The sequence below is a fragment of the Catenuloplanes nepalensis genome, assembly GCF_030811575.1.
GTDB classification, from domain to species: domain Bacteria; phylum Actinomycetota; class Actinomycetes; order Mycobacteriales; family Micromonosporaceae; genus Catenuloplanes; species Catenuloplanes nepalensis.
In genome coordinates, this window is record NZ_JAUSRA010000001.1 from 2,180,281 (window position 1) to 2,191,233 (window position 10,953).

Here is a 10,953-nt window from a genome sequence, read left to right on the forward strand (position 1 = left end):
CCTCAACGCTCCTCAGGACGGTTGGTCAGCGGGATCTCGATCCGGATCGGCCGGGCCTCGGACAGGAACAGCAGCGCGGCCTTGCGCAGGAACTCGTCGAACAGCCAGTACGCCTTGGGGGCGAGCGGGAACGGCAGCAGTCCCTCCCGGACCGCGACGAACGGCCCCCACGCGGTACGCAGCAGCGGGTCCCAGACCGGTTCGCGCGGGATCTCCAGCCACTGCGCGATCTCGTCGCCGAGCATGAACCGGGTGAACGCGCCCAGGATCGGCTTGCTGAGGATCCCGGCGTCGATCGGCGTGCCGAGCTTGAGCAGGATGTCGGCCAGCTTCACCCCCTCCGGCGTGCGGGCCAGGATCGGTGTGAGCACCTGGTCCGCCTGCGCGTCCGCCTCCGCCCAGGTCGCCGGGATGTACTCGTCGCGGATGCCGAGCAGGTGCGCGCCGACCTGCCAGGAGTGCAGGAACGCGGTGGACTCCGCGGCCGGGATCGGCACCTCCCAGTCGCGCAGCTTCCGCATCACGGTGGTGGGCAGGCTGTGCCAGGTGACCATCATGTCCCGCTGGCTGATCGGGATGTCCTCGTCCGCGACCCCGGCCCAGTGCGGTGACTGCGGCAGCAGGTGGCGCACGGCCGCGTGCACCAGCCGGGTCTTGACCGCGGTCACGACCATCTCGCCGTCCGGCCGGAACGCGTTGCGCGCGCCGATGTCGTACCCCAGCTTGGCGGTCTTGGAGATGCGGTCCTTCATGTCCGCGCCGCCCTGGGAGTAGTAGACCGCGCGCGCCTCCTTCGGGATGACCGTGCTCATCATGCCGCTGGCCAGCCCGTAGAGGACGCCGAGGTAGAGCCCGCGCTTCTCGTTGAAGTCGAACGCGAGGTCCAGCTTCGCCGGGTCGGCCCAGGGCGGCAGCTGCCGCGCGCTCTCCATGAACGCGTGCAGGTCGGCGGGGAGCCCGGCCGGCAGCGGTTGCCCGTTCTTCGTCCAGGTGCGCAGCAGCGCGTTGACCCGCGGCACGTCACCGCGCTCGATGAGCGAGGCGACCAGCGGGTCGGCCTCGTCGTCCCAGACCCAGCGCGGGTCGGCGCCCGCACCGGCACCGGCCACCGAGCCCTTCGCGGACCACGTCCACGCCGCCTGCGCCGGTGCGGCGACGCTCAGCGCGCCGAGAGCGCCCAGCGCCCCGCCTGCCCTCAACATGTTGCGCCTGGTCAGTGGTTCCACGACCGTTCCTCCTCGACGCGTTGGTACGGTGATACATCCATTGCCTCCGTGTATCACTGATGAGAACACGACGTGTCTGAACTCACAAGAGTCGATGCGAAGTCGATCAATGCCATGAATTGGTACGGTGAGACGGCATCTCCCGGAAGGATCGCCATGACCGTCGACTCGCTGCTCGGTCGTGCGCTCGCCCGCGCGCTGGAGCCGGCCGTCCCGGACGGTGAGCGGGCCGACGACGAGGTCACCGCGCGCCTGCTGGACGCGGCGCACGAGCAGTTCCGCCGGTGGGGCATCCGCCGCTCCACGATGGAGGACGTGGCCCGCCGGGCCGGCGTCTCCCGGGTCACCGCCTACCGCCGGTTCGCCACCAAGGACGCGCTGGTCGAGGCCGTGGTGCAGCGCGAGTTCCGCCGCTACTTCGACCGGTTCCTGGTCGACATCCGCGCCGCCCGCACGGTCGCCGACCGGGTGGTGGAGGGTTTCGCCGGGTCGATGCACGCGATCCGGCGCAACCCGCTGATCGGCGGCCTGATCGAGGCCGAGCCGGACGTGCTGATCCCCGCCATGGTCAACGACGGCGGCCGCACGCTCGCCACCGTGCAGCGCTTCGTCGCCGGTCAGCTGCGCCAGGAACAGCGCGCCGGCCACATCGCCGCCGAGGTCGACGTCGAGCTCGCCGCCGAGCTGATGACCCGGCTGTCCTGCTCCTTCCTGGTCGTGCCGAGTTCCGTCGTCGATCTCGACGACGAGGACGGGCTCCGCGCGCTGGCCCGCCGCTTCATCGTCCCGATGCTCGGCCCATAGTCAACTCATCTGTATATTGCCGACGTGAGGTCTGCCGGGTCGAACGGCGCACCGCACTGGACGCTGCGACTGCTGCTGCACGCATATCCGCCGGGTGCCCGGCGCGCGGAACCGGCGGACACCATGCTGATGGCCGCGGCCCTCCTGGCCGTGATCGCGCTCGCCATCGTCACCGTGGCCGTCGTCACCGTGGCCGTCGTGGTCGCGCTCCTGCTGGCCGCGCCGACCGGCATCTGGGCGCTCTGGCCCGCGATCCCGGCCGCCCTCCTCCTTGCGGCACTGCTCACCCGCTCGGCGAGCCGGCGATTCCGGCGCCGAGGCCCGGCGCGCTGACGCGCTCTCCGGCGGCACGCGAGACGGGTCGCTGACGCGGTTCTCCGGCATCGCGCGTGGGATGAGCTGCTGGGCCGCGTCGCGCGGCACCCCGGCTGGAGACGTGGGGCCGCGGCGCCCGCCGTGCCCACGGCGTGAGCCGCGTGGTCGTGGCCCGGCCACGGCGAATCCGGCAGGGAGGAGCGCCGGCGACGACCGGTGCCCGCGGGAGCACTGGGAACCTGGCCACGCCGGAAGCGGGAAGAAGGCTTCTATGCTCCTGCTTCTCGCACTGGGCGCCACCGTGGCCGGTCAGTTCGCCGGCGGCGAGGCGGCACACGACGGGCAGGTGCCGAAGATCTCGACGTTGTGGTTGAGGTCGCGGAAGCCGTGGTGTTCGGCGACCGCGGTGGTCCAGCGTTCGATCGCCGGGCCCTCCACCTCGACGACGCGCGCGCAGGAACGGCACATCAGGTGGTGATGGTGGCGCGGGCTGCAGTGCCGGTAGACCAGCTCGCCGCCCGGCGTGCGGGTCGCGTCGACCGCGCCCTCCTCGGCCATCGCCTGCATCGCGCGGTAGACCGTCGTCAGTCCGATGCGGACGCCCCGGTCCCGCAGCTCGGCGTGGATCCGTTGCGCGCTGAGGAACTCGGTCGTGCCGCGCAGCAGCGCGTCTATCTGGGCGCGGTGCCGCGTGCGCCGCCGCGGCCGATCGCCGTCGGTCATGTCCGTGCCTCCCGATCCTGGAGCAGGCCCCGACTATAGAAGATGAGATTCATTGCAGATAACTCCGCGCGACACGCCGGCGCGCCCGAGGTGCGCGCCTGGACGTCCGGAACCCAGCTGCCGCCCGGCGGCCGGCGGCTGATCCGGCGACCGTGCTCGGCGAGTGCGCGCCCTGTTGCACTCCGGCACTGTGATCAGCGGCTGAGCTGGCGGCTGAGCAGTCGGACCGGGGAGGCTCGGATCATGACGCTCACGGACGCCGCCCCGATCGCGGTCGGCGAGGCGATCGAGGGTGCGTTCCTCGGCGCGATCGCGGAGAACGCACCGGCCGTCCTGCGGGAGGCGCTCGGCCTGCGGGTGGTCGCGGTCGACGGCGTCACCGTGCTGACCGTGCGCGCGGGCATCCCGATGTTCAACCGTGCAGTGGGGTTCGGGACCCCGGTGACCGCCGGTCTGCTGGACCGGATCCTCGACGTCTACCGCGAGGCGGGCGTGCCGGGCGCCGCGCTGAAGATCCCGGTGCCGCTGCTGCCCGGCGACTGGGCGCAGGTGTGCGCCGCGCGCGGACTGACACCGCTGCCGGACTCGGTCAAGGTGACCCGGTCGACCGCGGACCAGCCGCCGGCCCGCACCGATCTGCGCGTCGGGCGGGTCCCCGCGGCGGAGGAGCGGGCCTGGATCGACCTCGTCATGTCCGGGCTGGAGCCGGTGCCGTACCTCGCCGACCTGATGCCCGGGCCGGGCCGGGACCCGCGCGGCTCCCGCTTCGCGGCCTGGGACGGCGACGAGATGGTCGCGGCCGCGCAACTGTTCACGCACGGCAGGGCGGGCGTGCTCAAGAGCGGCATGACGCGCGCCTCGCACCGCGGCCGTGGCGCGCAGTCCGCGCTGATCACGGCCCGGATCGCGGCGGCCCGGAATGCCGGCTGCGACTGGGTGGTCTCGGAGACGAGCGCGCCGGAGCCGGGGGAGCGGCACACCTCGCTGGGCAACCTGGAGCGCCTCGGGTTCGCCCGGATCTACGACTACCGGACCGTGCGCTGGGAGAAACGCGGTTAGCTCGCCTTTGGCGGTCTGCGCGGCGCGGCAGCCGCGAGTGGACGCCGCCGGTGCGCACGCGATCCTCTGTGGAGGTTCAGCGGGCGGTTGGTAACACTGGCGATACTATTCGGTCAGGGGTGTCAGGTAGCCGGTCAGTGCGTTCTTGAGCTCGGTGACCAGGGCGGCGCGGTCGGGCCCGGAGGCGGCGACGATCGGGCCCATCAGGGCGGCGACGATCTGCACCGTGACGAAGGCGGTGCGTTCCGCGTCCGGGGTGGGCAGGTGTGGGGCGCGCGCCTGGACGATCGCGGTGACCCGGTCGGTGACGGCGGCATGCAGCGGCCGGCTGCGGCCGGTGACCGCGGCCGGGGTGGCGGCGTCGCCGAGGAGGGCCCTGGCGCCGGGGTGGGCGACGTTGAACGCGACCAGCGGGTCGACCACGCGTGAGACGAGGCCGGCGATCGGCGCGCCGGCGACGTCGGTCAGGTCGAACGCGGCGGCGTGTGCGGCGCGCAGCTCGTCGAGCAGGCGCTGGGAGAGCGCGTCGGCGATCGCGTCCTTGTTGGGGAAGTACTGATAGAGCGAGCCCGGGGAGATGCCGGCGCGGGCCGCGATCGCGTTCGTCGACGTCCCCTCGTAGCCGGCCTCGGCGAACAGCGCGAGTGCGGCGTCCAGGATCTCCGCGATGCGGCGCTCGCCGCGGGCCTGGCGGCGCACCGGACGTGCCTCGGTCATGGCCGCTCCTTGACTTTACGAGTGATCGCTCGTATTTTTTTACGAGTAAACACTCGTGTTCGCGCAGGTTATCAGGGGCGGTCACCCTGCCCGCCGTCGGGAACGCGCGTCCGGACCGGTGAATCTCTGTCGATGTGCGCTCCCGCCGTCCCGGCCGGGAGAGCGTGAGAATCCGGAAAAGGAGTCACCATGCAGGTTCGATCCGTCGTCGTGGCGTTCGTCGCCGTCGGCGCACTGGTGGCCGGCGGGGCCGTGCCCGCCACCGCCGGCGTGCCGCTGGATCCGCCGCACCCGACCCCCGGCGGCCCGACGCCACCCGCCGAGCCGCCGGTCAGCGGCCCGGTCAACCTGGACTCGCTGACCGCGTCCGTGCGCCCGGACGGCGGCGGCCGGCGGGGCGTCGCGGTCACGTTCGACCGTGCCAGCCGCACCGCGAGCGGGGAGAAGCCCGCGGCCGCGACCCAGTTCGTCTTCCTCTTCGACCGGGCGCTCTCGCTGCATCCGGAGCACTTCCCGGTCTGCGACCGGGGCAGCCTTCCGGCCGGCTGCGACCCGGGCTCCATCGTGGGTACGGGCAGCGCCGTCCTCTACCCGGGCCTGAGCGCCGACGTCGTCGTCCACAACACCCGATTCACCGACGGTGCGCGGGGCGTGCTGATCACCATTCCGGCCACCGGGACGGTGCTGGAGAACCGGTTCGAGCGCGTCCGGGGACCGTACCGTGGCCGCTTCCGGTGGGGTTCCGACGAACTGCTCCCGTCGGCGCTGCCCCCGGCCGAGCGCGGCGCGACCACCCGCTTCACGGTAACGTTCGGCGCGACAGCGAACGGCCACAGCTTCGTCACCACCGACTCGCGCCGGCCGCTCACGCTGGGCCTGTGGAGTCGCTTCGTCACCGGCCAGACGCTGCTGGTAACCGACCGCACCTGACACCTCGGGGGAAGCTCGCGGATCAGGCGGGCAGGAGCCCGGATCGCCGCCAGAAGGGCAGGCCGGGGCCGCGGATCAGGTCCAGATCGCCGAGGTACGTCACGACCCGTTCGCCCGCCCACCGGACCGTCTCGCGGAACCGCGGGTTCGCCCACGCCGCGCGGCGGCCGGTGGCCGGGTCGAGGCCGACGGCGCGGTAGACGTCGGGGTGGACCAGGCGGGTGCCGCACAGGTGGGCGGTGCGGCCGATCACCAGCCGGTCGAACGTGAGCCGGCGGCGATCGGCCGCGCGGACCTGCCGGGCCAGTTCCTCCCGGGCGTAGCGGACGTGCCGGGCCTCCTCGACCACGTGGATCCGGGACACCATCCGGACCAGCGGCTGCACCCGCTCGTCCGCCATCGCCTCGCGCTGGAGCGCGTCCAGGATCTCCTCGCAGATCAGGATGGCGGCGAACATCCGCGGGCCGGTGCCGGTCGCGCCGATCCAGCGGCCCAGTGCCGCGTTCAGGCCGTCCGGGCGGTAGACCGGCGTGCCCAGCTTCTCGATCATCCGGCCGAACATCACCGAGTGCCGGCACTCGTCCGCGATCTCGGTCAGCGCGTACTGCGCGTGCCCGGCGGTCGGGTCCTGGTGGTAGTAGGCGCGGACCAGCAGCTGCATGAGGATGGTCTCGAACCAGATGCCGAGCCCGGCGATGCTGGCCGCCTCGTGCCGGGTCAGCTCGATCCGCTGCTCCTCGCCGAGCCGGTCCCAGAGCGGCGTGCCGTAGAGGCTGGACCGGTGCGGCGGCACGAACCAGGCGCCCGGCACCAGCGGCGCGGACCAGTCGATCTCGATCTCCGGGTCGTACGAGTGCGCGGCCGAGGAGCGCAGCAGTCGCGCGGCGGTGCGTTCGCGATCGGGCGTCATGACGTGCCCCTCTTGACGTTACCGGAAGTAACAGTTACTTCTAGTACCATGCACGTCGATGAGACACCGGTCAATACCGACGGCCGGCGAGGGCGCTGGGCCGGCCACCGTGAGCAGCGCCGATCCGAGCTGACCGAGGCCGCGATCGCGGCGATCCGGGCGCTCGGCCCGGAGGTCGGGATGGACGCGATCGCCGCGCACGCCGGGGTGAGCAAGCCGGTGCTCTACCGCTACTTCGCGGACAAGTCCGAGCTGTGGCTCGCGGTCGGGCAGCGCGCGGCCGAGCTGGTGCTGGACGCGATCGTCCCGGCGGTCGCCGCGGTCCGCGAGGAACGGGCCGCGATCAGCGCGGCGATCGACGCGTACCTGGCGCACATCGCGGCCGACACCCACCTCTACCGGTTCGTCGTGCACCAGCCGGAGATCACCCGCCGCCGGGACGTGGTCACCGACGTGGTGGACACGGTCGCCAGCGGCCTGGCCCGGATCTTCGGCGACCGGCTCCGCGCGCTCGGGCTCGACTCCGGCGCCGCGCTGCCCTGGTCGTACGGCGTCGTCGGCTACGTGCAGGCGGTCGGCGACTGGTGGCTGCGCCGGCAGCAGCCGATCAGCCGCGAGGCGCTGGCCGACTACCTGACCACGTTCCTCTGGGGCGGTGTGGCCGGCATCCGGCACGCCGCCGACGTCCCCGGCGGCCTCGCCGTGTTCCGGGAGGCCGGCGCAGTTCAGGGAGGAGAGACATGACATGACCGACGAGGAGTACCGAGGGCCGGCCGTGGTGCACGCGGACGGCACGCCGTACCCGGTGGAGGTCCGGATGTCGGCCCGGTTCGAGCCGGTCGAGGGCCGGGTGCGCTGGGCCGGCCGCACGGCGCCGCACGCGGAGCTGCGCGCGCGGGTCGGCGGTGGGCTCAGCGAGGGCCGGCTCGGCATCGGCGGGTCGGCACCGGTGCCGGTCCGGCTGAGCGAGCCGGATCCGTGGGGCGGCGTGCGGCTCACCGGCACCGGCACCCCGCCCTGGTGGGTGGCGTCATGACCGGCCACTACGACGTGCTGATCATCGGCGCCGGGCTCTCCGGGATCGGCGCGGCCTGGCGGTTGCAGGAGGCGATGCCGGCCAGCACGTACGCCATCCTCGAGGCGCGGGACGCGATCGGCGGCACCTGGGACCTGTTCCGCTACCCGGGCGTGCGGTCCGACTCCGACATGATCACGCTCAGCTATCCGTTCCGGCCGTGGCGCGGGCCGGAGGCGCTGGCGTCCGGCGACCGGATCCGCGCCTACATCCGGGACATGGCGGACACCGGCGGCATCACGCCGCACATCCGCTTCGGTGCGCGGGCCGTCGCGGCGGACTGGTCGTCGCGGGGCGCGCGGTGGACCGTGCGACTGGCCGACGGTACCGAACTGACCTGCGGATTCCTCTACGCCTGCGCGGGTTACTTCGACTACGACGCCGGGCATCAGCCCGAGTTCGGCGGCGACTTCGCCGGGCGGCTCGTCCACCCGCAGTTCTGGCCGGCCGACCTGGACCACCGGGGCAGGCGGGTGGTGGTGATCGGCAGCGGCGCGACCGCGGTGACGCTGGTGCCGGCGCTGTCCCGGGACGCCGCGCACGTCACCATGCTGCAGCGCTCCCCGGCGTACCTGATCGCGCTGCCCCGCCGGGACATGGTCGGCCGCCCGGCCCGCCGGGTACTGCCCGCGCGGACCGCCGACGCGCTCGCCCGCGCCACCTGGGCCGGGCTGACCCGGGGCTTCTACCGGCTCTCCCGGCGGCACCCCCGCCTGGTGCGGGCGGCGCTGCGCGGGATGGCCGTGGCCTACCTGCGCGACTCCGCGTACGTCGACGCGCACTTCACCCCCGCGTACGACCCCTGGGACCAGCGGGTGTGCGTGCTCCCGGGCGGCGACCTGTACCGGGAGATCCGGGCCGGCCGGGCGTCCGTGGTCACCGGCCATGTCGACCGGCTGGTGCCCGAGGGCGTGCGGCTGCGCTCCGGCCGGGTGATCGAGGCCGACGTCGTGGTGTCCGCGACCGGGCTGCGCCTGCTGCCGCTCGGCGGCCTGCGGCTGCGCGTGGACGGCGAGCCGGTGACGATCGGTGAGCGGGCCGCGTACCGCGGGCTGATGCTGAGCGGCGTGCCGAACCTGGCGTACTGCATCGGATACGTCAACGCGTCCTGGACGCTGCGCGCCGACCTGTGCCACCGGTACGTGTGCCGCCTGCTGCGCCACCTGGACCGGCACGGCCTCACCACCGCCACGCCCGCCGAGCCCGGCACCCGGGGCCGCCCGCTGCTCGACCTCTCCTCCGGGTACGTGCGGCGCGCCCTCGACCTCTTCCCCCGCCAGGGCGACCGCGACCCGTGGCTGGTCCGGCAGGACTACCTGCACGACGCGTTCACGCTGCCCCGCGCGGACGTCACCGAGGAGATGCGTTTCGAAGGGAGACGACCGATGACCCGCCTCCGGGACTACCGGTTCGCCGGGCGCACCGCCGTGCTCACCGGCGCGGCCGGCGGCATCGGCGCGCACCTCGCCCGCGGGCTCGCCGCACGCGGCAGCCACCTGGTGCTGGTCGACGTGGACGCGGCCCGGCTCGCACCGCTGGCCGCGCGACTGCGCGCGGACCATCCCGGCCTGCGCGTGACGGCGATCGTCGCGGACCTCGCGGACCGGGCCGAGGTGCGGCGCGTCGCTGCCGAGGTACTCGCCGCGCACCCGTCGATCGGGCTGCTGGTCAACAACGCGGGCATCGCGCTCGGCGGCCGGTTCGACCAGGTCACCGCCGAGCAGTTCGAGGCCGTGATGAACGTGAACTTCCGCGCACCGATGCTGCTCACCCACGCGCTGCTGCCCGCGCTCACCGCCGAGCCGGGCGGCCACCTGGTCAACGTGTCCAGCCTGTTCGGGCTGATCGCACCGGCCGGGCACAGCGCGTACGCGGCCAGCAAGTTCGCGCTGCGCGGACTCAGCCAGGTGCTGCACAGCGAGCTGGCACACTCAGGCGTCGGCGTGACCACGGTGCACCCCGGCGGCGTCCGCACCCGGATCGCGGAGAACGCGCCGGCCGGCCGCGACGTCCCCGCGAACGAGATCGAGCCGAACCGCCGGCTCTTCGCGATGTTGCTGCGCCACCCGCCGGAGAAGGCGGCCGCGCGGATCCTGAACGCCGTCGCGCGGCGCCGGGCCCGGCTGTTGATCGGCGCGGACGCGGTGGTGCCGGACCTGCTGGCCCGGCTGCTGCCGAACGGCCACGCGCGAGTCATGCACGCGATCACCTCGGCCGCCGCGGCCTACGGACGGCGATCGGCCGCCATGCGGCCCGCCTCGGCAAGCGCCTCGGCAAGCGCCTCGGCAAGCGCCTCGGCAAGCGCCGAGGTGCGCCGATGAGCTGGGTGGACGTGCGCGGCAGCCGGATCCGCTACCACGCCAGTGGCGCGCCGGACGCGCCACCGGTCGTGCTGCTGCACGGCATCGGCCGCAGCCTGGAGGACTGGGCACCGCAGCATTCGCGACTCGACGACGCGTACCGGGTGATCAGCGTGGACATGCCCGGCTTCGGGCTGTCCCGCCGGCTGCCGGAGCCGGTCACGCTCGGCTCGCTGGCGGGCGGCGTCTGGGCGACGCTGGACGCCCTCGGCGAGACCCGGCCGATCCACCTGATGGGCAACTCGCTGGGCGGCGCCGTGTCGATGCGGATGCTGACCGCCGACCCGGACCGGGTCCGGACGCTGACGCTGGTCAACAGCGCCGGCTTCGGGCGGGAGGTGACGTTCGCGATGCGGCTGCTGGCCGTGCCGGGGCTGGGCCGCCCGCTGCTCGGCCGGATCCGCCCGCGGATCGCCCGGCGCGCGGAACGGTCGATCTTCGCGGACCGGTCGCTGGTCACCGACGAGCGCGTGGCGACCGCGGTGCGGATCGCCCGGCAGCCCGACTTCGCCGCGGTCTACCTGGAGATCGCGCGGGAGCTGGGCGGATTCCGGGGGATCGCCGGGCCGTGGCGATCGGAGCTGCTCGCGCGGGTGGCCCGTACCCCGAAGCCGACCTTGATCGTCTGGGGTGAACGAGATCTGATCCTGCCGGCCGCGCATCTGGCGGCCGCCCGCGCGGCCCTGCCGCACGCCCGCGCGCACCTGTTCCCGGGCACCGGCCACATGCCCCAGCTGGAGCGGCCGGCCGAGTTCGCGGCGCTGGCCAGGGCGCAGCTGGCCCGGGCGCACTGAGCGCCCGGACCACCCGGGCGGCCGTGGCCGCGGCGCGCCG

12 protein-coding genes and 1 pseudogene are annotated in these 10,953 nt (G+C 73.7%); 9 read left to right on the forward strand and 4 right to left on the reverse strand.

From position 1 onward, the window contains the following. Positions 1-2: 2 nt before the first annotated feature. Positions 3-1,226 (reverse strand): oxygenase MpaB family protein, encoded by a 1,224-nt coding sequence (locus tag J2S43_RS09005; protein ID WP_306828327.1) that lies wholly within the window; start codon positions 1,224-1,226, stop codon positions 3-5. Positions 1,227-1,382: 156 nt separating this feature from the next. On the opposite strand from J2S43_RS09005, the gene J2S43_RS09010 reads away from it, so the two are divergent. Both J2S43_RS09010 and J2S43_RS09015 read left to right on the forward strand, forming a co-directional pair. Then, complete coding sequence (locus J2S43_RS09010) at positions 1,383-2,030, forward strand: TetR/AcrR family transcriptional regulator (protein WP_306828329.1); 648 nt, start codon at positions 1,383-1,385, stop codon at positions 2,028-2,030. A 24-nt stretch (positions 2,031-2,054) separates the two neighbouring features. Then, positions 2,055-2,363, forward strand: a complete 309-nt coding sequence (locus J2S43_RS09015; RefSeq protein ID WP_306828330.1) for a hypothetical protein — start codon at positions 2,055-2,057, stop codon at positions 2,361-2,363. A 291-nt stretch (positions 2,364-2,654) separates the two neighbouring features. Here J2S43_RS09015 and J2S43_RS09020 read toward each other — a convergent pair whose 3' ends face one another. Beyond that, positions 2,655-3,068 carry a Fur family transcriptional regulator gene (locus J2S43_RS09020; RefSeq protein WP_306828331.1) on the reverse strand — a complete coding sequence of 138 codons (414 nt, stop codon included), beginning with the start codon at positions 3,066-3,068 and terminating at the stop codon, positions 2,655-2,657. 243 nt (positions 3,069-3,311) lie between these two features. Between J2S43_RS09020 and J2S43_RS09025 the strand changes: the two genes are divergently transcribed. After that, positions 3,312-4,127, forward strand: a complete 816-nt coding sequence (locus tag J2S43_RS09025) for a GNAT family N-acetyltransferase (RefSeq protein ID WP_306828332.1) — start codon at positions 3,312-3,314, stop codon at positions 4,125-4,127. A gap of 105 nt (positions 4,128-4,232) precedes the next feature. Here the strand turns inward: J2S43_RS09025 and J2S43_RS09030 are convergent, their stop codons facing one another. Continuing rightward, entirely contained in the window at positions 4,233-4,844 is a 612-nt protein-coding gene (locus J2S43_RS09030) for a TetR/AcrR family transcriptional regulator (RefSeq protein WP_306828333.1), read from the reverse strand. A gap of 189 nt (positions 4,845-5,033) precedes the next feature. Between J2S43_RS09030 and J2S43_RS09035 the strand changes: the two genes are divergently transcribed. Beyond that, positions 5,034-5,774 (forward strand): hypothetical protein, encoded by a 741-nt coding sequence (locus tag J2S43_RS09035; protein ID WP_306828335.1) that lies wholly within the window; start codon positions 5,034-5,036, stop codon positions 5,772-5,774. 22 nt (positions 5,775-5,796) lie between these two features. On the opposite strand, the gene J2S43_RS09040 is transcribed toward J2S43_RS09035, so the two are convergent. Then, a complete protein-coding gene (locus J2S43_RS09040; RefSeq protein WP_306828336.1) occupies positions 5,797-6,684 on the reverse strand; it encodes an AurF N-oxygenase family protein in 888 nt (295 codons plus the stop codon). A 48-nt stretch (positions 6,685-6,732) separates the two neighbouring features. Here J2S43_RS09040 and J2S43_RS09045 point away from each other — a divergent pair, with 48 nt between their 5' ends. The 5 genes and pseudogenes from J2S43_RS09045 (at position 6,733) to J2S43_RS09065 (ending at position 10,913) form a co-directional block, all read left to right on the forward strand. Next, entirely contained in the window at positions 6,733-7,428 is a 696-nt protein-coding gene (locus tag J2S43_RS09045; protein WP_306828338.1) for a TetR/AcrR family transcriptional regulator, read from the forward strand. Position 7,429: 1 nt separating this feature from the next. Then, entirely contained in the window at positions 7,430-7,720 is a 291-nt protein-coding gene (locus tag J2S43_RS09050) for a DUF4873 domain-containing protein (protein WP_306828340.1), read from the forward strand. Then, positions 7,717-9,084, forward strand: a pseudogene (locus J2S43_RS09055) (flavin-containing monooxygenase); the annotation flags it as partial. The gene J2S43_RS09050 and the pseudogene J2S43_RS09055, both read left to right, overlap by 4 nt. Before the next feature lie 60 nt (positions 9,085-9,144). Further along, on the forward strand, positions 9,145-10,080 hold the full coding sequence (locus J2S43_RS09060) for an SDR family NAD(P)-dependent oxidoreductase (protein ID WP_306839229.1): 936 nt from the start codon (positions 9,145-9,147) through the stop codon (positions 10,078-10,080). Then, on the forward strand, positions 10,077-10,913 hold the full coding sequence (locus J2S43_RS09065) for an alpha/beta fold hydrolase (RefSeq protein WP_306828341.1): 837 nt from the start codon (positions 10,077-10,079) through the stop codon (positions 10,911-10,913). The genes J2S43_RS09060 and J2S43_RS09065 overlap by 4 nt, the downstream gene beginning before the upstream one ends. Positions 10,914-10,953: the final 40 nt, after the last annotated feature.

Coding starts and splice junctions, on each gene's coding strand:
- J2S43_RS09040 (WP_306828336.1), bottom strand. CDS start 6,684: ATGACGCCCGATCGCGAACGCACCGCCGCGCGACTGCTGCGCTCCTCG.
- J2S43_RS09025 (WP_306828332.1), top strand. CDS start 3,312: ATGACGCTCACGGACGCCGCCCCGATCGCGGTCGGCGAGGCGATCGAG.
- J2S43_RS09045 (WP_306828338.1), top strand. CDS start 6,733: ATGCACGTCGATGAGACACCGGTCAATACCGACGGCCGGCGAGGGCGC.
- J2S43_RS09035 (WP_306828335.1), top strand. CDS start 5,034: ATGCAGGTTCGATCCGTCGTCGTGGCGTTCGTCGCCGTCGGCGCACTG.
- J2S43_RS09020 (WP_306828331.1), bottom strand. CDS start 3,068: ATGACCGACGGCGATCGGCCGCGGCGGCGCACGCGGCACCGCGCCCAG.
- J2S43_RS09030 (WP_306828333.1), bottom strand. CDS start 4,844: ATGACCGAGGCACGTCCGGTGCGCCGCCAGGCCCGCGGCGAGCGCCGC.
- J2S43_RS09065 (WP_306828341.1), top strand. CDS start 10,077: ATGAGCTGGGTGGACGTGCGCGGCAGCCGGATCCGCTACCACGCCAGT.
- J2S43_RS09010 (WP_306828329.1), top strand. CDS start 1,383: ATGACCGTCGACTCGCTGCTCGGTCGTGCGCTCGCCCGCGCGCTGGAG.
- J2S43_RS09060 (WP_306839229.1), top strand. CDS start 9,145: ATGACCCGCCTCCGGGACTACCGGTTCGCCGGGCGCACCGCCGTGCTC.
- J2S43_RS09050 (WP_306828340.1), top strand. CDS start 7,430: ATGACCGACGAGGAGTACCGAGGGCCGGCCGTGGTGCACGCGGACGGC.